Raw genomic sequence first — 20,853 nt, forward strand, 5'->3', positions numbered from 1 at the left:
TTCAGCTCCTCAAACGGTTTCGGATTCGGCAGGCGGATTGGTGGCGATCAGCAGCCGGCGATCGCGGGCAAGCCACACGGTGGCTGTCAGGCCACCCTCGCGTTCGGAAGCGAGATCCACGGCCTTCTCGACCTCAAGACCGTATTTCTCCAGCCACTCGGCCATCGCCTGGTGCGAAAAGCCAAGCCGCACATGGGCATGCTCGTCGCGCAGGTATTCAAGATCATGCGGCGCCAGATCAACGATCAGCAGCCGCCCGCCCGGGCGCAGCACCCGCGCAGCTTCGGCAATCGCCAGTTCCGGCTGGTCGAGGTAATGCAGCACCTGGTGAATGGTGATGAGATCAAAATCCTGCCCTTCCAGCGGCAGGTTCAGGATGTCGCCGTGGCGCACGGATGCCTTGACGACCCCTTCCTTGTCGAGGTTCGAGCGGGCAACCGCCAGCATGTCGCGGCTGGCATCGACGCCGACGGCACGGCGATAGAACGGCGCCAGCAGTTGAAGGATGCGGCCCGTGCCGGTGCCAAGGTCAAGCAGGGAATCGACCGGCGTGGTGCCGATCAGCTTCAGGAGTGCGGCTTCAACCGCCTCGTCGCTCACCTGCAGCTTGCGCAGTTCGTCCCAGGCAGACGCGTTGCGGCTGAAATAGGCCTGCGCCCGCTCTGCCCGCAGCCGCTTGACGCTGGCAAGCCGCTCACTATCACGGCTCAAGACCGGATCGTCTTCCGAAGCCGCCGCAAGCAGCGTGCGCACCAGCGCAGCCGCCTTGCCTTCCTGGCGGATGCGGAAATACGCCCACGCCCCTTCCTGATAGCGATCGATCAGCGCCTCTTCGGCCAGAAGCTTCAGGTGACGTGAGATGCGTGGCTGCGACTGCCCCAGGATTTCGGTGAGGTCGGTGACGGTGAGGTCGCCGGCAGACAGGAGCGCCAGAAGCCGGAAGCGTGTCGGCTCCCCAGACGTCTTCAGCACATCCACCAAACTATCCAGCGACAGACCCACGGGCACACCTCATGCAATCAACATATAAAGATATGTTTATATGAATGTCGCGGTCAGCGCAACATGCTTTCTGTCGGCGGCGCTAAAACAGGAAAGGCGGCCCGAAGGTCGCCTTTCTAAGAAGCAGGGGACTAAGGTTCTCTTAGAACTCTTCCCACTCGTCCACCGACTGGGCGACCGCGACATTGCCGCGAGCGACCGGTGCACGGCTGACAGCCGGGCGCGACGGTGCTGGCGCATAGACCGGTGCGGCCGGTTCTGCCGCGGCACGCATGCGGGCTGCCGTCTGGCGCAGTTCGCTGACGGCGCTGCCCAACTGGAACTGCGACAGCAAGCCGCTGAGCCGGCTGCTTTCCTGCGCAAGGCCTGCCCCGGCAGCGTTCATTTCCTCGACCATTGCGGCGTTCTGCTGCGTCGCCTGGTCCATGTGGTTGACGGCAGTGTTGACCTGGGCAAGACCAGCGGACTGCTCCTGCGCAGCAGTCGCAATCGCATCCATATGGGCGTTGATCGTCTGAACCAGCTGCTCGATTGCGCTCAGCCCCTCACCCGTGTCGCTCACGAGCTTGACACCTTCGCCAACGGCAACCGCGGAGTTCGAGATCAGAGCCTTGATCTCCTTGGCGGCGTTCGCCGAACGCTGTGCCAGTTCACGTACTTCCTGTGCAACGACGGCAAAGCCCTTGCCGGCATCACCAGCGCGTGCGGCTTCAACGCCGGCGTTGAGCGCCAGCAGGTTCGTCTGGAAAGCAATCTCGTCGATGACGCCGATGATCTGGCCGATCTGCTGCGACGACTTCTCGATCCGCTCCATGGCGGCAACGGCGTTGCGAACAACCTGGCCGGACTGGTCGGCATGAGCGCGAGCATCCCGCACGACATTGCGTGCTTCGGCGGTACGCTTGGAGGTCGCAACCACGTTCGACGTGATCTGCTCCAGGGCTGCAGCGGTTTCTTCGAGCGAAGCTGCCTGCTGTTCGGTGCGCTTCGACAGGTTGTCGGAGGCGTCCGAGATTTCCTTCGAGCCGCTGGTGACGGTCGAAACGGAGTTGCCGACGCTGAGGAGTGCTTCACGCAACTGACGAACGGAGGTGTTGAAGTCGTGGCGCAGACCTTCGAACTGCGGAGCCAGCGGCTCGGTCACTTCGCAAAGCATGTCCCCACTTGCCAGGCGGCGAAGGCTTGCAGCCAGCGCACCGGTCGCCTGGTTGAGGCGAGCTTCGGCGTCGGCCTCGGACTGGCGCTGCATTTCGGCACGCTCGGCTTCCGAACGACGGCGGGAATCGGCGGCTTCGGCTTCCAGCTGTGCATTGCGGATCGCAGCTTCGCGGAAGACTTCGACCGAGCGGGCCATGTCGCCGATCTCGTCCTTGCGGGTGACGAAGGGGATCGCGCTGTCGGCATCGCCGGCGGCCAGGGACGTCATGCGCTCACCGATCGTGCGGATCGCACGGGACAGGATGCGGTTGATGCCGACTGCCAGGCCAACGGCGACGATGACGAACCCACCGAGCGCGCCGAGGAACAGCAGCAGCGACGAGTAAGCGGCATCCAGCTTGTCATTGGCAAGCTTGGTCACAGCATTGGCGTTTTCGGACAGCAGATCAGCGACGAAGTCACGGCGTTCCGCCATGGCCTTCACCCAGTTACCGAAATCGGCAGGCGCAGGCATGTAGCCGGCATTCTTCGACATGTCGGCGACCGTCTTCTGGATCAGCGTGCCGGTCGGCGACTGCATGAAAGCGTCGAACTTGGCAACGGTTGCCGGATCAACGAATTCGCGAACGCCGCGCTCGTAAACCTTGACCTGCATCAGGCCGGAGGCGAAGCGGAAGAACTCGTCACCGTTGAGGCTGCCGTTCTTCGTGTACTGCTGGCCGATACGGTTGAAGATGAGGTAGCCTTCGTTGAACTGAAGGAAGGCGTGGTAGCCCTGCAGCGCATGCATGAGCTCGCGGTCTTCCATCAGGTTACCGGCGCGCGACGTGACGCCGATTGCAGCGGTCGACAGCGGCTGCATGTAGATCAGCGACATCATCGTGTCGACCGGGCCGGAGTCCACCGCAGTACGGAACTCGGCGAGCTTCGAATAACGGTCGTCGACCTGCTTCTTGATGTCGGCCAGGAACGTATCGTTCACGCCGTTTGCAACGAGGGCGGCATAGGCGTCCGAGATTGCCTTGTAGGCATCATCGGTTCTCTTGCGTGCGGGAAGGCGCGCTTCGGGTGCGGCAGCGCTTTCAACCGGCAGAGCCATCATGAGTTCGCCGCCAGCGTTACCCAGCCGTTCGAGCAGCGCAGCGCGCGAAAGCTTGTCGTATTCGCGATAGCTATTGACCGTCGCCGTCACACCAAGCACGCCAACCGCGACAAGCGGCACTGCCGCCAGCATGAACAGCAGCACCCTGAAAGAAAGAGAGCCGAAAAATCTAGACATTATCCCACCTTATCATTTCCACGGCAGCGGAGGGGCTCCGCCGCCGTACCCGGGCAGGAACCTAGACCTAAGATGATAATGAAATGCTTTAAGCTTCTAGGAGTTTTGCAGGGTAAGATCTTGTAGTGCCACGGCGACACCGTCCGGCCAGCGAGGCAAGAAAAAAGGCCCCGCCGTGCAGCGGAGCCTTCGATTATTTTAGCCGTTCCGAGCCTTAGCGGGTCAGGCGCTTGTAGGCCTGGCTGCCCGGGTTCAGCGCATCGGGACCGAGGCGACGGATCTTGTCCTGCTCGTAATCCTCGAAGTTGCCTTCGAACCATTCCACGTGACCGTCACCTTCGAATGCCAGGATGTGCGTGGCGAGACGGTCAAGGAACATGCGATCGTGGCTGATGATGATGGCGCAGCCGGCGAAGGCTTCGAGCGCACTTTCCAGCGCACCCAGCGTTTCCGTATCAAGGTCGTTGGTCGGTTCGTCGAGCAGCAGCACGTTGCCGCCGGCTTTCAGCATCTTGGCAAGGTGCACGCGGTTGCGCTGGCCACCCGAAAGGTTGCCGACCTTCTGCTGCTGGTCGCCGCCCTTGAAGTTGAAGGCGCCGCAATAAGCGCGCGAGTTCATGTCGAACTTGCCGAGCTTGATGACTTCGGCACCGCCGGAGATTTCTTCCCAGACAGTCTTGTCCGGATCGAGCGAGTCACGGCTCTGGTCGACATAACCGAGATGCACGGTGTCACCGATGCGGATCGTACCGGCATCCGGCTTTTCCTGGCCCGTGATCATCTTGAACAGCGTCGACTTGCCGGCGCCGTTCGGGCCGATGATGCCGACGATCCCACCCGGCGGCAGCTTGATCGACAGGTCGTTGATCAAAGTGCGGCCTTCGAAGCCCTTGGTGATGTTTTCAAGCTCGATGACGACGTTGCCGAGGCGCTCGGAGACCGGAATGATGATCTGCGCGTCGCCCGGCCGGATGTTTTCAGCCGCATCGACCAGCTGTTCGTAGGCCTTGATACGAGCCTTGGACTTTGCCTGGCGCGCCTTCGGGCTGGATGCGATCCACTCCTGTTCGCGAGACAGGGTCTTCTGGCGACCGGCTTCTTCGCGCGCTTCCTGCAGCATGCGCTTTGCCTTGGCCTGCAGGTAGGCGGAGTAGTTGCCTTCGTACGGAATGCCACGGCCACGGTCGAGCTCAAGGATCCAGCCGGTGACGTTGTCGAGGAAGTAGCGGTCGTGGGTAATCATCATCACGGCGCCCGGGTAATCGCGCAGGTGCTTTTCGAGCCAGGCGATCGTCTCGGCATCGAGATGGTTGGTCGGTTCGTCGAGCAGCAGCAGGTCCGGCTGCGACAGAAGCAGGCGGCAGAGCGCGATACGGCGACGTTCACCACCGGAAAGGTTGGTGACGTCCGCATCCTTCGGCGGGCAGCGCAGCGCTTCCATCGCCATCTCGACCTGCTGTTCGAGGTCCCAGAGGTTCTGGCTGTCGATGATGTCCTGGAGCTTGGCACCCTCTTCCGCCGTCTCGTCGGAATAGTTCATCATCAGTTCGTTATAGCGGTCGAGCACGGCCTGCTTTTCGGCGACGCCTTCCATGACGTTCTCGAAGGCGGTCTTGTTCGGGTCGAGCTGCGGCTCCTGCTCAAGGTAGCCAACGGTCGCGCCTTCGGCGAGCCAGGCTTCGCCCGTGAACTCCTTGTCCTTGCCGGCGATGATGCGCAGCACGGTCGACTTACCGGCACCGTTCGGGCCGAGGATACCGATCTTGGCATCAGGGTAGAAAGACAGGTTGACGTTTTCGAGGATTTTCTTGGCGCCGTAAGACTTGTTCAGTCCCGACATATGATAAATGAACTGGCGTGCCATCGATAAAAACTGCTCCGGGGGATTTGGGTTTGCCGCTATGTAGGCGATCTGACGCCCGGGAGCAATGCGCCAGCCGGGGAAGGATGACGGATGTTCAATGAAACGCGGTGGTTTGATAGCCCGACCGGCGCGAAACTCGCTTATCACCACCAGCCTGCCACCATTGAGCCCCGAGGCATCCTGATCATCTGCCACGGACTGGCCGAACATTCGAAGCGATACGTCAACTTCGCGACCGCCATGGCAGCGGCAGGCTTCCATGCCTATGCCTTCGATCATCGTGGCCACGGCGAAACCACCGCACCCGACGCCCCGACCGGCCGCTTTGCCAGGCGCAATGGCACCGACCTTGTCCTGCAGGACGCCAAGGCCGTGCGTGAACTCGCAGCCGGCGACCACCCCGGCCTCCCTGTCCTCCTCTTCGGCCACTCCATGGGCGGCCTCATCGCACTCAACGCCGCCGCCACCTATCCGGAAAGCTTCGACGCGCTCGCAGTCTGGAACTCCAACTTCAATCCTGGCCTTCCCGGTCGGGCCGCGCAAGCGATCCTGCGGATCGAGCAGGCGCTGAAAGGTTCAGACGTACCGAGCGGTTTGCTCCCCAAGCTCACGTTCGGCGCCTGGGCCAAGGCGATCCCGAACCGCCGCACGGACTTCGACTGGCTCAGCCATGATCCGCAGATCGTTGACGCCTATATCGCCGACCCACTCTGCGGCTTCGATGGCAGCGTGTCCCTGTGGCGGGACCTGTTCGAACTCACCTTCCGCGGCCCAACGATGATCGACCGGCTGCCGAAGCACCTGCCCGTGCACCTCATCGGCGGCGCCCAGGACCCCGCCACCAATGGCGGGCGCGAAATCCTCTGGCTCGCCGGGAAAATGAAGGCCGCCGGTCTCAGTAACGTCACCGCCAAGGTCTGGCCGGCAACGCGGCACGAAACGCTGAACGACACGGTGCGCGGGCGCGCAACCGCGGAGTTTGCAGCCTGGGCGCAATCGGCCCTTTCGCCTGCAAGATCCCGGGTGCCGCAAACCCAACCGGAATAAGATCATGACATTTATTCAAGTGCCTCTGGCACGGGCTGCGGTTATACAAAAGCACGCCAGATCCCAATCAAGCGAATAGCGCCGAAGCATAGAGCGAATGACACCGACATCAGCAAAGAAGCCGCCGCTTGCCGGCATCCGCGTCATTGAGCTTGCCCGCGTACTCGCCGGTCCATGGGCAGGCCAGATGCTGGCCGACATGGGCGCCGACGTGATCAAGGTCGAGAACCCGGTTGGCGGCGATGACACGCGCGCCTGGGGCCCACCCTTCGTGGAAGGCGTCGACGGAACCAACCTTTCCGCCGCCTACTACCACGCCACCAACCGTGGCAAGCGCTCGATCGCGGTCGACCTGAAGACCGCTGAAGGCCAGGAGATCGTCCGGCAGCTCGTCAAGACGGCCGACGTGCTGATCGAGAACTTCAAGCTCGGCGGCCTGGTCAAGTACGGCCTCGATTACGAGAGCCTGCGCAAGATCAACCCGAAGCTCGTTTATTGCTCCATCACCGGTTTCGGCCAGGATGGTCCCTACGCTGAGCTCGCCGGCTACGACTATATCGTCCAGGGCATGTCGGGTTTCATGTCGATTACCGGCGAGCCGGACGGCGAGCCGATGAAGGCAGGCGTCGCAATCGCCGACATCTTCACCGGCGTCTACGCCGTCACCGCCATACAGGGTGCCCTCATCCACGCGATGAAGAGCGGCGAAGGCCAGCATGTCGACATGGCGCTCCTGGATGTCATGTCGGCGGTGCTTGCCAACCAGAACATGAACTACCTGGTGTCCGGCAAGGCGCCCACCAAGCTCGGCAACGCGCACCCGAACATCTCCCCTTACGAGGTGATCCCCACCGAGGACGGCTACCTCATCCTGGCGGTCGGCAATGACGGCCAGTTCCGCCGCTTCTGCAAGATCCTCGGTGTCGAGGAACTGGCAGATGACGAACGGTTCGCCACCAACAAGGCGCGCGTTGCCAACCGCGGCGAAGTGCGCCGCCTGGTGGTGGCACAGACCGCCAAGTGGAAGAAGACCGATCTTCTCGCGGCTTGTGGCCAGAACGCGGTCCCTGCCGGTCCGATCAACTCGATTGCCGAGATGTTCGATGACCCGCAGGTGAAGGCGCGCGACCTGAAGATCGACCTTACGGCAGACGACGGCACCGTGATCCCGAGCGTGCGCACACCGATCGTACTGTCTGAGACACCGCTTGCCTACAACAAGCCGAGCCCGGCTTTGGGCGAACACACGGCCGAGATCCTGGCCGAGCTTAAATTTGGCGAAAAGAAAGAGGACCAGGAATGAAGACCGGTGGCCAGTTGATCGTCGAGGCGCTCAAGGCAAACAACGTCAAGCGAGTGTCCTGCGTGCCGGGCGAGAGCTATCTCGCAGTTCTCGATGCCCTTTATGAAAGCGGCATCGATGTGCTGGTGTGCCGCCAGGAAGGTGGCGCAGCGATGATGGCCGACAGCTGGGGTCGCCTCACCGGCGAGCCCGGCATCTGCATGGTCACCCGCGGACCGGGCGCCACCAATGCCTCGGCCGGCTTGCATATCGCCAAGCAGGACTCCATCCCGATGATCCTGTTCGTCGGGCAGATCGGTCGCGAGATGAAGGAGCGCGAAGCCTTCCAGGAAGTGGAATACCGCCGCGCCTTCACCGAGTTTGCCAAATGGGTGGGCGAGATCGATGACGCCCGCCGCATCCCCGAGTTCGTCACCCGTGCATTTGCGGTCGCAACCTCTGGCCGCCCCGGCCCGGTCGTGCTGACGCTGCCGGAAGACATGCTGGTGGAAGAGGTCGAAGCGCCGGCCGCCCAGGCCTATACGCGGGTCGAGAGCCACCCCGGCCAGAACCAGATTGCCGCCTTCGAAGCCATGCTCAAGGAAGCGACGAAGCCGATGTTCATCCTCGGCGGCACCCGCTGGAGCGAACAGGCGGTTGCCGACTTCCAGGCATTTGCCAGCCGCTTCAAGGTGCCGGTCGGCTGTTCCTTCCGCCGCCAGATGTTGTTTGATCACCTGCACCCGTCCTATGCGGGCGATGTCGGCATCGGCATCAATCCGGCGCTTGCCAAGGAGATCAAGGAGTCGGACCTGCTGGTCCTCATCGGCAGCCGCATGTCCGAAATCCCCTCGTCCGGTTATAGCCTGCTCGACATCCCCTACCCCAAGCAGAAGCTGATCCACGTTTATCCGGATCCGGAGGAACTCGGCCGCATCTACCGCCCTGATCTCGCCATCTGTGCAGCACCGGCAGAGTTCGTGGCAGCCATCGGCAAGCTCGAGCCGCCTGCCCTGCCGCTTTGGGCCGAACGCAAGTCGGCCATGCATGATGCTTATCTCAAGTGGTCGACGCCGCCAGAAACCGGACCCGGCGAAGTCCACATGGGCCCGATCATGAACTGGATCGAAGCCAACGTGCCGGAAGACGCGATCTTCACCAATGGCGCCGGCAACTACGCGACCTGGGTGCACCGCTTCCACCGCTTCCGGAAATACAACACCCAGTCGGCACCGACCTCTGGCTCCATGGGCTATGGCCTTCCGGCCGCCGTTGCAGCCAAGAAGCTCTTCCCCGAACGCGAAGTCGTCTGCTTTGCCGGCGATGGCTGCTTCATGATGCACGGCCAGGAGTTCATCACCGCCGTGCGCTACGGCCTGCCGATCATCACCGTGCTCGTCAACAACGGCACCTACGGCACGATCCGCATGCACCAGGAGCGGGAATATCCCGGCCGCGTCAGCGCCACCGATCTCGTCAACCCGGACTTCGTGGCTTACGCGAAGGCCTTCGGCGGCCATGGCGCACTGGTGGAGAAGACCGAGGACTTCGGTGAAGCCTACCTTCGCGCCCGCGCCAGCGGCAAGCCGTCGATCATCGAGGTGAAGCTCGACCCCGAGGCGATCACGCCAACCCGGACGCTGACGCAGATCCGGAACAAGGCATAAAAAAAGCCGGCGCAAGCCGGCTTTTTTATGCTCTCTGGCCGAAGGATCAGATAGCGGCGGTTACGGTGAACTCGACCTTGTACTTCGGTGCAGCAAGCTTTGCTTCGCTCGTGGCGCGAGCCGGCGTGTTGGCCGGATCGACCCATGCTTCCCAGACAGCGTTCATCTCTGCGAAGTAGGACATGTCGGAAAGGTAGATCAGCGTCTGCAGGATCTTGGACTTGTCGGAGCCGACGGCTGCGAGCAGGCGGTCAACTTCGCGCAGAGCATATTCGCACTGTTCCTTGACGGTCTCGCCTTCGCCGACCTGGCCGGAGAGATAGACGGTGTTGCCGTGGACGACGGCACCGCTCATGCGGGCGCCGGTTTCGATGCGCTTGATGCTCATGGATATGCTCCTGAAATGTTGAGCTGCGGATGGACACGCTAAGGGCGAAGCCCAAGCGTGCAGGGAAAGGTCAGCCGCGGATATGCTGGCTCTTTTCGTAGATGGCGGTGGAGCGGGCACCCGAGCGGCAGAAGCCCAGCATCGGCCGCGGGAATTCATCGAGCGCGTCCACCATGGCCTGCACGCCCTGGGCATCAACACCCATGCGGCCGACCGGAATGTGGCGGATGTCGAGCCCGAGTTCCTTGGCGCGCGCTTCGATCTCGGCGAAGTGCGGCTGGCCGGGCTCCTCGTCGTCGGGACGATGGCAGACTACCGATTTGAATCCCATGGCCTTGATCTGATCGAGGTCTTCGACCGAGATCTGGCCAGTGACCGAATACTCGTCGTTGATCTGGCGGATATCCATGGCTGATGCTCCTTTATGGAAGAGGCGCAAGCTTTACGACGGTGGGACTGGAGCGTCAATTGCTCTTGGACGCGGACCTAGACGAAGGAAAAACGCAGGCCGTACTCTGCACTTTCGCCTGGCTTCAGCCATTGGATCTCGCGGCCCTTGACAAGCTCGGCGCGGCTTGCCAGGCGATGTGAAACAGGCTCGATCCCAAGCACGTGGGCAGGCGCCTTCTGGTTTCGCCACATCTGCAGATAAGGCAGGGTATCGGTACGGAACTTCACCTTGAGCGTCAGCCCACCGATGGACGCGATGGGACCGAGCGAGACCTCCGCCCATTCGCTCCCCTCCTGCCGTGCCGGCACGCAGAAGACGCTGCCGGGATCCTCGCCGAAATTCCAGGGCAACCCGCCACCTTCGAACATCGCGCCCGACAGTCGCACCTTGTCGTCAAACAACCAGGCGCCGAGGTTCATGTGGAACATGTGAACTTTCGCGAGGGGCTTGCTGCCGGTGTTCGTCAGCTTATCGGAAAGGCATACCTCGCCGCTTTCGCCATCGATGCGCCAGTGACGTTCCAGAAGCGCCGTCTCCCCCGTTGCCAGCGTCAGCGGCACCCGCGCCTGGCACTCCGCGTCCCCGCCTTGTGCATCCCAGAATAGGATTTCGGCCGGATGTGACGAATACGAGCCGTGCAGCGGATAGGTCTTGCCGTCGTCTCGACCTTCGATCGGCTCGGGATGCCGGATATGATCCGGCCCGCATGTAAAAAGGAAGCCTTCCAGTGAATGGTCGATGCGCGGATCCCCATCATCTGGAATCGCGCGTCCCGGAGCCACATCTATGTCACCGATGAAGCACCCGCCAATGTCGAGAACCGACGTCTCGTCGAGGAAAAGCTTCGGGCCTCGGGCAGCGGAAAACGCCTTCATGATCATCCTCTTCAAGCCAATTTGAAAACTTCTAAACGATTGTGATCCCGAATTAAGATCATGTTCATGACGAATTCACTTTTTCCACACTACCGTCAAATTTCCCTTGTCAGTGCCGACACGCGCACGCGGGGGAACCAATGTTGTATTTCCCGGATTACGTGGATGGATAACAAGGAAATCGGTGACACCGTGAAGCGACTTTTGATGACAAGCGTTTGCCTCGCTGTGGGGGTTGCCATCGGTGGCGTGGCGCCGGCGGAGGCCCAGACGCGCTACCAGCGCTATCCCGCGGAAACGATTCTTGTCGCCCCTGACGGCGCCATACTCGACTATATCCCCAACAATGGTGACGTCGTGATCAGCCGCGACGGCATGGGCCGACGTGTGTTCTTTGACCGCTACGGAAATGTCGTTGCGACCGAGGTCCGCCAGGATGCCCGCCGCCAGCCGCGCCGTGATGAATTCCCTCCGGCACCCGGCGGCTACCGCGCCTTGCGTGACCGCGAAAGTTACCAGCAGGGCGCCGGTATTCGGGACTACCGCCAGTACAAGCCGGGCGACCCGTACCAGTTGGGCGAAGCTGCGCCGCAAGACGATTTCTACGATTCGGAGCCGGGCGCCATCACTGGCACGATCCCGGGCGCTGTCAGCCGCCTGCCACTCGATGACCAGGCGCTTCCAGGCGTGGATGATGGCTTCTCGCAGGAAGCCTCTATCGATCCGGACCTGCAGCAGCAACAGCCCGACGTGGTGCATCCGACGAAGCCGATCATCACGGTGACGAAGAAGCCGCAGGCGCAGATCGCTGCCCTTCAGGTCTTCCTTGATCGCGAAGGCATCTCGCCGGGCGTGATCGATGGCCACCTCGGGGACAACGTCAACAAGGCGATCGCCGCATGGCAGGAAATGACGGGCGAGACGCTTGACCCCAACAATTCCGAGGAGATCATGCAGCGCCTGAGCTATTCAGGCGGCCTGCCGATCGTCGACTACACGATCACCGCGGCGGATGCCGCAGGTCCGTATGTCGCCTCCATCCCGGACGACTACGCCCACAAGGCGCAGTTGCCGGCAATGTCGTACACCTCCGTATCGGAAAAGCTCGCCGAGCAGTTCCACATGGACGAAGGGTACCTCAAGGCGCTGAACCCGGGCGTCGACTTCACGATCCCCGGCACGACCATCAAGGTGATCAACCCCGGCACGCCGAAGACTGGCGAAGTCACCCGCATCCTCGCTGACAAGGCCCGCAAGCAGGTCTTCGCCTATGGCGCCGACGGCAAGCTCATCGCTGCCTATCCGGCGACCATTGGCTCCAGCGACACGCCGTCGCCGACCGGCACGCACACGGTGCAGCGTATCGCCCTTGATCCGGGATACACCTACAACCCGAAGATCAACTTCAAGCAGGGCAACAACGACCAGATCCTGCAGATCCCGCCGGGACCGAACGGCCCTGTCGGAACCGTATGGATTGCGCTCTCCAAGCCCACATACGGCATCCACGGAACGCCGGAGCCCTCCAAGATCGGCAAGACGAACAGCCACGGCTGTATCCGTCTCACCAACTGGGATGCGACCGAACTCGCCAAGATGGTGAAGCCCGGCACGACGGTCGAATTCGTCGACTGACGTATCCGAACACCGAACATGAAAAAGCCCCTCCTGCAGATGCCGTGAGGGGCTTTTTGTTTCTTGGCCGTATGCCTTGATGTCAGGCAGCGTGCCGGCCCATGCCGAAGATGCGCGAGATCGGCGAACGGGTGATCTTGGTCGGCATCAGCCGCAGCACTTCCTTGGCGAAAGCGCCGGCATTGTCCTTGGCCTTGTCGACGTTGCTGACCTTCTGCGGATCAAGCGTATGCAGCGTGCCGCCGGTCTCGAACAGTTCCTTGAAGGCAATCCGCTCGCCGATCGGCGTATCGAGCACGTTGACGCCGCGGGCTGCCAGCAGGCCCTTGATGGTCAGCAGCGCCTTCGTCGTCACCATCGAGGTCACCCGCGTCAGGACCACGGAATGGGCGATGTGGAGGTTTGCCTTTTCCTTCATCGTGGCCAGCAGGTCGAGGATCTGTGCCGCACCCTTGGCATCCATGGCCGAACCCTGCACCGGGATCATCACGTGGTCGGAAAGCCCGATCGCGGTCGTCACCAGCGCATCACGCGCGCCGGCAAGATCGATGATGAAGTAGTCCGTCACACCCGCCATTTCCCGCAAGTGGCATGCGAGCGATGCGACCGTGACTTCGGAAATGACCTCGATGTTGCGAACCTTGCCGGAAACCTCCGCCCACTGGCTGATCCACCGCTGCGGATCACCATCGATGACGGTGACGCGGAAGCCCTGGTGGGCAAGCTCGGTTGCGAGCAGAAGGGCTGCGGTGGTTTTTCCGGCTCCACCCTTGGCGTTGGCAAAAGAAATTACGGGCATGCTAGTCCTCGAAAAACACGTGAGCCGCATCGCTCAGGGCGACACCGGATGCATGGTGTCTTGAAGGTCATCCTTCCCAAAACGTGGTTAACGAGGGGTTAATTTAGCAACAGTTGAATTTACTTGGTAGTTCTCGTTCAAGCCCCTAAACGGCCAAAACCCAGGCATTTGCGCCTGGGTTTTGGTTAACGTGGATCGCGATCGACGCGATCAGAAGCAGTCGAGGAAGAGTGCCTTGGTGTTCTCCAGCGTCATCGGCACAGGATTGCCGCCGCAGCTCGGGTCCTCCATCGCCATCGCCGTCAGTTCATCGATTCGGTCCTGCGCGATTCCCATCGCGGTGAGGTTCTCGGGCACGCCGAGTTCAGCGCGCAGCGACAGGACATACTGGTAGAAGCCGTCGAAGCCGCCCTCGATGCCGAGATAGGCCGCCGCACGGGCGATCTTGTCTTCGATCGCCGGACGGTTGAAACGCAGCACCATCGGCATCACGACGCCGTTCGTCATGCCGTGATGGGTGTTGTAGACGGCCCCGATCGGATGCGACAGCGAGTGGATCGCGCCAAGCCCCTTCTGGAAGGCAACGGCGCCCATGGCAGCCGCGGCCATCATGTTGGTGCGTGCCTCGATATCCTGGCCGTGCTTGAAGGCGCGCGGCAGGAATTCCTTCACCAGGCGCATGCCTTCCAGCGCAATGCCGCCCGACATCGGATGGTAGAAGGGCGAGCAATAGGCTTCCAGGCAGTGGGCGAACGCGTCCATGCCGGTGCCGGCGGTAATCGCCTTCGGCATGCCCACGGTCAGTTCCGGATCGCAGATTACGACGCCCGGCAGGAGCTTCGGATGAAAGATGATCTTCTTTACATGCGTTTCGGAGTTGGTGAGAACCCCTGCCCGGCCGACTTCCGACCCCGTGCCAGCCGTGGTCGGCACCGCAACGATCGGCGCGATCTTGGCGGCATCAGCGCGGGTCCACCAGTCGCCGATGTCTTCAAAATCCCAGACCGGACGGGTCTGGCCCGCCATGAAGGCGATCAGCTTGCCGAGGTCGAGGCCGGAACCGCCGCCGAAGGCAACGACGCCGTCGTGGCCGCCATCCTTGAAAGCCTTGATACCCGCTTCGAGGTTCTTCTCGTTCGGGTTCGGATCAACCTCGGAGAAAATCGCCCGGCCAAGCCCTGCCTCTTCCAGCACGTCCAGCGCATGTCCGGTGATGGCCATGGACGCCAGTCCCCGGTCGGTGACCAGCAGCGGCTTCGTCAGCCCGAGCGTCTTGCAGGCATCCGCCAGTTCCTTGATGCGGCCTCGGCCGAGCTTGACGGCGGTCGGATAGCTCCAGTTCGCGACGATATTCATTTCGTGACTTTCTTGAGATGGTAGGATTTTGGCCGGGTCAGGTTGTGGAAGCCGAGGACAGACAGCGAGCCGCCGCGGCCCGTTTCCTTCACGCCGGTCCAGACAAGCGCCGGATCGAGGTAATCGGCACGGTTCATGAAGACGGTGCCGGTTTCGAGCTGCTCGCCGATGCGGTTGGCGCGCTCGACGTCCGGCGTCCAGAGCGAAACCGTCAGGCCATAACGGCTGTCGTTCATCAGCGAGATCGCTTCGTCGTCGCTCTTGACCTTCATGATGCCGACGGCCGGGCCGAAGGTTTCTTCGCGCATGAACGCCATGGAGTGGTCGACATCGACCAGGATCTGCGGCGCAAGATAAGCGCCACCGTCATCGGCCGGGAAGAGCTTCGGGTCCACCAGCGCCTTGGCACCCTTGGAAACCGCGTCGCCGATCTGCTCGCGCACGACCTTGGCAAAACGCTTGTGCGCCATCGGGCCCAACGTGGTTTCCTTGTCGAGCGGGTTGCCGAGCTTGTAGTTCGAAACCCATGCGACCGACTTCTCGACGAACTGGTCGTAGAGCGACTCGTGCACATAGATGCGCTCGATACCGCAGCAGCACTGCCCGGAGTTGAAGGTCGCACCGTCCATCAGCGTGTCGACGGCGGCGTCAAGATCGGCGTCCTCCATCACATAGCCAGGGTCCTTGCCGCCGAGCTCCAGCCCGAGGCCGGTGAAGGTGCCGGCTGCTGCACGCTCGATCGAGCGGCCGCCTTCCACCGATCCGGTGAAGTTGATGAAGTTGAACGAGCCTTCCGCGATGAGCTTCGCCGTCGTGTCATGGTCCAGGAAGATATTCTGGAATACGTCTTCGGGAACGCCAGCCTCGATAAAGGCGCGCACCAGCCGCTCGCCGACCAGCAGCGTCTGCGAGGCATGCTTGATCATCACGGCATTGCCGGCCATCAGCGCCGGGGCAACCGTGTTGATCGCCGTCATGTACGGATAGTTCCAGGGCGCGATCACGAAGACGACGCCATGCGGCTCGCGCTCAATGCGGCGCTCGAAGCTTGCGCTGTCTTCGATGCGAAGCGGCGCAAGAGCATCAGCGGCAATCGAAGCGACGTAGTTGGAGCGTTCGTTGAAGCCCTTGAACTCGCCGCCGTAACGCACCGGGCGGCCCATCATCCAGGCGAGTTCCGGCACCACTTCGTCGGCCATTTCGTTGAGGTGGGCGACACCCTTCAGCACGAGCTGGACACGCTCCTCGAGCGGCCGTTTCGCCCAGGCCTTCTGCGCCTTGCGTGCCCGTCCCACGGCCTCGGCCGCCGCCTCGAACGAGGCTGCCGGGCGCTCGGCGTAAACCGAGCCGTCGACCGGCGATATGCATTGGATCATTGTCATGATCTCTATTCCTGTTGCTTGCTGGAAATGCGTGGTCTCTACACTCTCTCGAAGCCGCGTGCCACTTCCCAATCCGTCACACGGCGATCGTATTCTTCCTGTTCCCACTGGCCGGCGCGCACGTAGTGGTCAACCACGTCGTCGCCGAAGGCTGAGCGCAGCAGCGACGAGTTGTTGAGCAGCTCAACCGCGTCGCGCAGCGTCTTGGGGATCTCGCGGATGCCCTTCACGCCATAGGCGTCGCCGACGAACTCGTCCTCGAGCTCCATCTTCTTCTCGATGCCGTCGATGCCGGCTGCCAGCAGTGCCGCCATGGCAAGATAGGGATTGAGGTCCGAGCCGCCGACGCGGCATTCGACGCGAATGCCCTTGGTGCCTTCGCCGCAAAGCCGATAACCGGCGGTGCGGTTGTCCTTCGACCAGATCGCCTTCGTCGGCGCAAACGTGCCGGCCATGTAGCGCTTGTAGGAGTTGATGTAGGGCGCCAGGAAATAGGTGATCTCGTCGGCATGGCTCAACAGCCCGGCCATGTAGTTCCGCATCAGGTCCGACATGCCGTGCTTGCCGGCCTTGTCGAAGAACAGCGGCGTCTTGCCGTCGGCGCTCCAGAGCGACTGGTGGATATGCGACGAGCTGCCGGCAGCGCTGGCATTCCACTTGGCGAGGAAGGTGATGGCCTTGCCCTTCGACCAGGCGATTTCCTTGGCCGCCGTCTTGATGACGGCATGCCGGTCGGCCATCGTCAGCGCATCGGCATAACGAACATTGATCTCCTCCTGGCCGGCAGACGCCTCGCCCTTGGAGCATTCCACCGGGATGCCGGCACCCTGCAACCCGTTGCGGATGGCGCGCATCACATCCTCTTCCTTGGTGGTCTGGAAGATGTGGTAGTCCTCGTTGTAGCCGCTTGCGAGCTTCAGGTTGCGATAGCCTGCCTCGCGCGCCTGGTCATAGGTCTGGTCGAACAGGAAGAACTCGAGTTCGCTTGCCATGAACGCCTTCATGTTCATGGCCTCAAGCCGGGCGATCTGCTTCTTCAGCACGGCGCGCGGTGAATGCGGCACTTCCTCATGCGTATGATGGTCGAGCACATCGCAAAGCACGAGCGCCGTTCCCTCCACCCACGGCAGCTTGCGAAGGGTCGAAAGGTCCGGCTTCATGATATAGTCGCCGTAACCGAGCTCCCAGCTCGTCGCCTTGTATCCGGAGACGGTTTCCATCTCCATGTCGGTCGCCAGCAGATAATTGCAGCTATGCGTTTCTGCGAAGGCGCTTTCGACGAAATATTCGGCATGGAACCGCTTGCCCATCAGCCGGCCCTGCATATCCACCAGGGCTGCAACCACGGTGTCGATGCGTCCCTCGGCAACATCCTTTTTCAGTTCGTCGAAAGTGTAGTGGGCGCTCATGCGTCGCTTCCGTCCCTTGCTGATACATGGAAACGCGGCCCGCCGAATGCGGTCCGCGCCATTGGTTCTATCGATGCGGCCTGTTTGTTTTTCGTCGTTGACCGCAGCTTGCTGTTCCCCGCGAGGTCTTATCCGTGGATCTTCGTTAGGCTCTCCCGCAATAGCCCGCTGAGGAAATCTGCCGCAACGTCCTGGCCGTTGTCATCAGCGATAAGGTCATTCCTGATCTCGATCATGACGTTCAGCAACCCAGCCGGCAGGGCATGGAGTTCAAGCGTATGCGTAACCCCATCTGCTGGTCCATAGGGTTCATTGCGCATGACGCGATATAAGCTCGTATCGGCGGCCGCTTCCAGCATCCCGTCGGCGAGACGCGCATCCGTATCGTGCAGGATGCCGATCTCGACCTCTCGCTGCTTGCCGAAGTAGACCGGCGTGAAGCTGTGGACCGTCACCAGCACCGTCTGCCGCCCGGCGTCGCGGCGTGCAGCAATCTCGTCGCGGATGCGCCCCTGGAAAGGCAGGTAAAGCCCCGTCGTGCGCCGAGAGCGCTCGGCTTCGGTTAGGTTCTCGTTGCCGGGAATGCGGAAGACTTCCGAAACATCGCGAATGGCTGCGGGCGATTCCGGCGGCCTGTTGCAGTCATAGAGCAGCCGCGAAAAGCGCTGATGGATCAGCGTCGCATCAAGGCTTTTCGACATGCGGCGCGCTACATCCAGTGCGCCTGGGTCCCAGGCGATGTGCGAGGTGAGCGCGTCTTGTGAGAGCCCCAGATCGCCATATCGCTCGGGCAGCCGCAGCGACGCATGTTCACAGACGAGCAGCACGTCGCTTTTGCCGGATGGATTATCCACCGCGACGGGTTCGCCGTCCGCTTCCGTGAACATGTCCGATTCGATCGACATCCGCGCATCCAATGAAGGTGAAGGAAATTGAGTGAAGAAGAGAATTCTTCACTTTCCGGCCCTCGTCAATGTCGGTCTGAAAATTTCTCTTCATCAACACCGTTGACACCTGTTGTAAAACTTCTTTTAACTCTCGTCACAAACCGGCGAAGACCGGAGGGAACAGCTTTCGTGCCAGCCACTGCGCGCACCGTGTCGGATGTTATTCGTGTTCGTTACGACAGCTTGACGCGCGCAGAAAAACAACTGGCCGACAGCCTATTGGAGAACTATCCAGTGTCGGGCCTCGGCAGCATCACAGTGATCGCGGAGAACGCGGGTGTCTCGACACCCACCGTCGCGCGCATGGTGCAGAAGCTCGGCTACCGTGGCTACCCGGAATTCCAGTCGCACCTGCACCAGGAACTGGAAGCCACCATTTCCGGCCCGATCGCCAAGCATGACCGCTGGGCGACCAACGCGCCGGGCACGCATATCCTCAACCGTTTTGCCGACGCGATCACCGCCAACCTGCGCGGAACCCTCTCGGACCTTGATACGAGCACGTTCGAGCAGGCGGCAGCGCTTCTGCAGGACCGGGAGCGGAGCATCTATTTCGTCGGCGGGCGCATTACCGGCGCGCTTGCCGAATACTTCTTCACCCACATGCAGGTGATTCGGCCCAAGACGACGCTGATCTCCAACAATTCCAGTTCCTGGCCGCAGCATGTGCTCAACATGAAGCGCGGCGATGTCTTGGTGATCTTCGACATCCGCCGCTACGAGCAGGAGATGGCAACCCTTGCCGAGGTCGCCAAGGCGGCCGGGGTCGTGATCATCCTCTTCACGGATGTCTGGGCGTCGCCGGTTGCCAAGAATGCCCAGCATACGTTCAAGGTCCGCATCGAGGCGCCATCCGCCTGGGATAGTTCCGTCATCACGCTGTTTGTCGTGGAGGCGCTGATCGAAGCGGTGCAGAGCGCCTCCTGGGAGGAGACCCGCGAACGCATGAATTCTCTCGAAGGCTTGTTTGAACAGAGCCGGCTCTTCCGTCGCCCAAATCGTCAAACACGTCTCGACTAAGATATGGAGCTGTGTGAAAAGTCGTTACACTGGAGTGGTTTATCAGCGATAGCTCACGTTCCGCACTGTCACATAGCTTACATGAACTGGCTCTACGAGTCGCGCCGAACCAACACCCAAGGCTTTGCCTGAAACCTAGGAGGATACCGTGCCCAACAAGATCCAACGCCTTCTCTCTCTGACGACGGCCATGGTCGTCGCCTCGTCGGCGATCGCTGCCGCCGAGCCGAGCGCCGAGCTTATCGAAGCCGCCAAGAAGGAAGGATCGCTGACGACGATCGCGCTTCCGCACAGCTGGTGCGGCTATGGCGATATCATCGCAGGCTTCAAGGCCAAGTACGGCATCGAGATCAACGAACTCAACCCGGATGCAAGCTCCGGCGATGAAATCGAAGCCATCAAGGCGAACAAGGGCAACAAGGGCCCGCAGGCTCCGGACGTGATCGACGTCGGTCTTTCCTTTGGCCCCTCCTCCAAGGCTGAAGGCCTGATCCAGCCCTACAAGGTCTCGACCTGGGATACGATCCCGGACGACGCCAAGGATGCTGAAGGCTACTGGTACGGCGACTACTACGGCGTTCTGGCCTTCATCGCCAACACCGACATCGTCAAGGATCTTCCGAAGGACTGGAAGGACCTCACCAAGCCTGAATACGCCAACGCCGTTGCACTCGCCGGTGACCCGCGTGGCTCGAACCAGGCCGTGCAGGCTGTTTACGCCGCCGGCCTCGCTGCTGGCGAAACCGACCCGGCCAAGGCTGGCGAAGCAGGCCTGAACCTGTTTGCGGAGATCAACAAGGCCGGCAACTTCGTGCCCGTCATCGGCAAGTCCGCATCGCTCGCACAGGGCTCGACCCCGATCGTCATCGCCTGGGACTACAACGGTCTATCCTGGCGCGACACGCTGAACGGCAACCCGCCGCTTGAAGTCGTGGTTCCGGAAAACGGCGTTGTCGCCGGCGTTTACGTCCAGGCGATCTCCGCTTACGCGCCGCACCCGAACGCTGCCAAGCTCTGGATGGAATACATCTACTCGGACGAAGGCCAGCTCGGCTTCCTGAAGGGCTATTGCCACCCGATCCGCTTCAACGATCTTGCCAAGAACAACAAGATCCCGAAGGAAATGCTGGACGCCCTGCCGCCGGCAGCGTCTTATGAAAAGGCAAAGTTCCCGACCCTCGAAGAGCAGGACAAGGGCAAGACCGCCATCACCACCAAGTGGGATAGCGTCGTCGGCGCCAACGTGCAGTAATAAGAATCGGCCTCTCCGCTTTGGCGGAGAGGCTTCCTTT

17 protein-coding genes are annotated in these 20,853 nt (G+C 61.7%); 6 read left to right on the forward strand and 11 right to left on the reverse strand.

The window, feature by feature from the left end; all coding sequences use genetic code 11:
• Nucleotides 1-9: 9 nt before the first annotated feature.
• The 3 genes from CYG48_RS08530 to ettA form a co-directional block, all read right to left on the reverse strand.
• On the reverse strand, nucleotides 10-1,002 hold the full coding sequence (locus CYG48_RS08530; RefSeq protein ID WP_118849990.1) for an ArsR/SmtB family transcription factor: 993 nt from the start codon (nucleotides 1,000-1,002) through the stop codon (nucleotides 10-12).
• A 142-nt stretch (nucleotides 1,003-1,144) separates the two neighbouring features.
• Nucleotides 1,145-3,439 carry a methyl-accepting chemotaxis protein gene (locus tag CYG48_RS08535; RefSeq protein ID WP_118849991.1) on the reverse strand — a complete coding sequence of 765 codons (2,295 nt, stop codon included), beginning with the start codon at nucleotides 3,437-3,439 and terminating at the stop codon, nucleotides 1,145-1,147.
• A gap of 214 nt (nucleotides 3,440-3,653) precedes the next feature.
• Entirely contained in the window at nucleotides 3,654-5,303 is a 1,650-nt protein-coding gene (gene ettA / locus CYG48_RS08540; RefSeq protein ID WP_118849992.1) for an energy-dependent translational throttle protein EttA, read from the reverse strand.
• A gap of 90 nt (nucleotides 5,304-5,393) precedes the next feature.
• Between ettA and CYG48_RS08545 the strand changes: the two genes are divergently transcribed.
• From CYG48_RS08545 to CYG48_RS08555, 3 genes are all read left to right on the forward strand, one after another.
• On the forward strand, nucleotides 5,394-6,350 hold the full coding sequence (locus CYG48_RS08545; protein ID WP_118849993.1) for an alpha/beta fold hydrolase: 957 nt from the start codon (nucleotides 5,394-5,396) through the stop codon (nucleotides 6,348-6,350).
• Nucleotides 6,351-6,447: 97 nt separating this feature from the next.
• Nucleotides 6,448-7,653 (forward strand): CaiB/BaiF CoA transferase family protein, encoded by a 1,206-nt coding sequence (locus CYG48_RS08550; RefSeq protein WP_118849994.1) that lies wholly within the window; start codon nucleotides 6,448-6,450, stop codon nucleotides 7,651-7,653.
• Nucleotides 7,650-9,299, forward strand: a complete 1,650-nt coding sequence (locus CYG48_RS08555) for a thiamine pyrophosphate-binding protein (protein ID WP_118849995.1) — start codon at nucleotides 7,650-7,652, stop codon at nucleotides 9,297-9,299. The genes CYG48_RS08550 and CYG48_RS08555 overlap by 4 nt, the downstream gene beginning before the upstream one ends.
• Nucleotides 9,300-9,345: 46 nt before the next feature.
• Here the strand turns inward: CYG48_RS08555 and CYG48_RS08560 are convergent, their stop codons facing one another.
• From CYG48_RS08560 to CYG48_RS08570, 3 genes are all read right to left on the reverse strand, one after another.
• On the reverse strand, nucleotides 9,346-9,687 hold the full coding sequence (locus CYG48_RS08560; RefSeq protein WP_118849996.1) for a RidA family protein: 342 nt from the start codon (nucleotides 9,685-9,687) through the stop codon (nucleotides 9,346-9,348).
• A gap of 70 nt (nucleotides 9,688-9,757) precedes the next feature.
• Complete coding sequence (locus CYG48_RS08565) at nucleotides 9,758-10,096, reverse strand: TIGR01244 family sulfur transferase (protein ID WP_118849997.1); 339 nt, start codon at nucleotides 10,094-10,096, stop codon at nucleotides 9,758-9,760.
• Between the two features lie 77 nt (nucleotides 10,097-10,173).
• Complete coding sequence (locus CYG48_RS08570; RefSeq protein ID WP_118851561.1) at nucleotides 10,174-11,013, reverse strand: DUF4432 family protein; 840 nt, start codon at nucleotides 11,011-11,013, stop codon at nucleotides 10,174-10,176.
• 192 nt (nucleotides 11,014-11,205) lie between these two features.
• Between CYG48_RS08570 and CYG48_RS08575 the strand changes: the two genes are divergently transcribed.
• On the forward strand, nucleotides 11,206-12,648 hold the full coding sequence (locus tag CYG48_RS08575) for a L,D-transpeptidase (RefSeq protein ID WP_199925282.1): 1,443 nt from the start codon (nucleotides 11,206-11,208) through the stop codon (nucleotides 12,646-12,648).
• Between the two features lie 82 nt (nucleotides 12,649-12,730).
• Here the strand turns inward: CYG48_RS08575 and CYG48_RS08580 are convergent, their stop codons facing one another.
• From CYG48_RS08580 to CYG48_RS08600, 5 genes are all read right to left on the reverse strand, one after another.
• Nucleotides 12,731-13,447 (reverse strand): AAA family ATPase, encoded by a 717-nt coding sequence (locus tag CYG48_RS08580; RefSeq protein ID WP_118849999.1) that lies wholly within the window; start codon nucleotides 13,445-13,447, stop codon nucleotides 12,731-12,733.
• Between the two features lie 210 nt (nucleotides 13,448-13,657).
• Complete coding sequence (locus tag CYG48_RS08585; protein WP_118850000.1) at nucleotides 13,658-14,803, reverse strand: iron-containing alcohol dehydrogenase; 1,146 nt, start codon at nucleotides 14,801-14,803, stop codon at nucleotides 13,658-13,660.
• Nucleotides 14,800-16,185, reverse strand: a complete 1,386-nt coding sequence (locus CYG48_RS08590; protein ID WP_118850001.1) for an aldehyde dehydrogenase family protein — start codon at nucleotides 16,183-16,185, stop codon at nucleotides 14,800-14,802. Before CYG48_RS08590 ends, CYG48_RS08585 begins: the two co-directional genes overlap by 4 nt.
• Nucleotides 16,186-16,223: 38 nt before the next feature.
• Nucleotides 16,224-17,594: a glutamine synthetase family protein gene (locus CYG48_RS08595; protein WP_118850002.1), complete on the reverse strand. Its 1,371-nt coding sequence runs from the start codon at nucleotides 17,592-17,594 to the stop codon at nucleotides 16,224-16,226.
• Between the two features lie 128 nt (nucleotides 17,595-17,722).
• Nucleotides 17,723-18,499, reverse strand: a complete 777-nt coding sequence (locus CYG48_RS08600) for an N-formylglutamate amidohydrolase (RefSeq protein WP_118851562.1) — start codon at nucleotides 18,497-18,499, stop codon at nucleotides 17,723-17,725.
• Between the two features lie 171 nt (nucleotides 18,500-18,670).
• On the opposite strand from CYG48_RS08600, the gene CYG48_RS08605 reads away from it, so the two are divergent.
• On the forward strand, nucleotides 18,671-19,561 hold the full coding sequence (locus CYG48_RS08605) for a MurR/RpiR family transcriptional regulator (RefSeq protein WP_118850003.1): 891 nt from the start codon (nucleotides 18,671-18,673) through the stop codon (nucleotides 19,559-19,561).
• A 190-nt stretch (nucleotides 19,562-19,751) separates the two neighbouring features.
• Nucleotides 19,752-20,813 (forward strand): ABC transporter substrate-binding protein, encoded by a 1,062-nt coding sequence (locus CYG48_RS08610; protein WP_445304331.1) that lies wholly within the window; start codon nucleotides 19,752-19,754, stop codon nucleotides 20,811-20,813.
• Nucleotides 20,814-20,853: the final 40 nt, after the last annotated feature.

Origin of the sequence: Neorhizobium sp. SOG26, from assembly GCF_003491345.1 — a bacterium.
GTDB lineage: Bacteria > Pseudomonadota > Alphaproteobacteria > Rhizobiales > Rhizobiaceae > Neorhizobium > Neorhizobium turbinariae.

Excerpts from the sequence above, each read along its gene's own strand:
- CYG48_RS08535 (WP_118849991.1), bottom strand. The coding sequence starts at position 3,439 with ATGTCTAGATTTTTCGGCTCTCTTTCTTTCAGGGTGCTGCTGTTCATG.
- ettA (WP_118849992.1), bottom strand. The coding sequence starts at position 5,303 with ATGGCACGCCAGTTCATTTATCATATGTCGGGACTGAACAAGTCTTAC.
- CYG48_RS08545 (WP_118849993.1), top strand. The coding sequence starts at position 5,394 with ATGTTCAATGAAACGCGGTGGTTTGATAGCCCGACCGGCGCGAAACTC.
- CYG48_RS08550 (WP_118849994.1), top strand. The coding sequence starts at position 6,448 with ATGACACCGACATCAGCAAAGAAGCCGCCGCTTGCCGGCATCCGCGTC.
- CYG48_RS08555 (WP_118849995.1), top strand. The coding sequence starts at position 7,650 with ATGAAGACCGGTGGCCAGTTGATCGTCGAGGCGCTCAAGGCAAACAAC.
- CYG48_RS08560 (WP_118849996.1), bottom strand. The coding sequence starts at position 9,687 with ATGAGCATCAAGCGCATCGAAACCGGCGCCCGCATGAGCGGTGCCGTC.
- CYG48_RS08565 (WP_118849997.1), bottom strand. The coding sequence starts at position 10,096 with ATGGATATCCGCCAGATCAACGACGAGTATTCGGTCACTGGCCAGATC.
- CYG48_RS08570 (WP_118851561.1), bottom strand. The coding sequence starts at position 11,013 with ATGAAGGCGTTTTCCGCTGCCCGAGGCCCGAAGCTTTTCCTCGACGAG.
- CYG48_RS08580 (WP_118849999.1), bottom strand. The coding sequence starts at position 13,447 with ATGCCCGTAATTTCTTTTGCCAACGCCAAGGGTGGAGCCGGAAAAACC.
- CYG48_RS08585 (WP_118850000.1), bottom strand. The coding sequence starts at position 14,803 with ATGAATATCGTCGCGAACTGGAGCTATCCGACCGCCGTCAAGCTCGGC.
- CYG48_RS08590 (WP_118850001.1), bottom strand. The coding sequence starts at position 16,185 with ATGACAATGATCCAATGCATATCGCCGGTCGACGGCTCGGTTTACGCC.
- CYG48_RS08595 (WP_118850002.1), bottom strand. The coding sequence starts at position 17,594 with ATGAGCGCCCACTACACTTTCGACGAACTGAAAAAGGATGTTGCCGAG.
- CYG48_RS08600 (WP_118851562.1), bottom strand. The coding sequence starts at position 18,499 with ATGTCGATCGAATCGGACATGTTCACGGAAGCGGACGGCGAACCCGTC.
- CYG48_RS08610 (WP_445304331.1), top strand. The coding sequence starts at position 19,752 with ATGGTCGTCGCCTCGTCGGCGATCGCTGCCGCCGAGCCGAGCGCCGAG.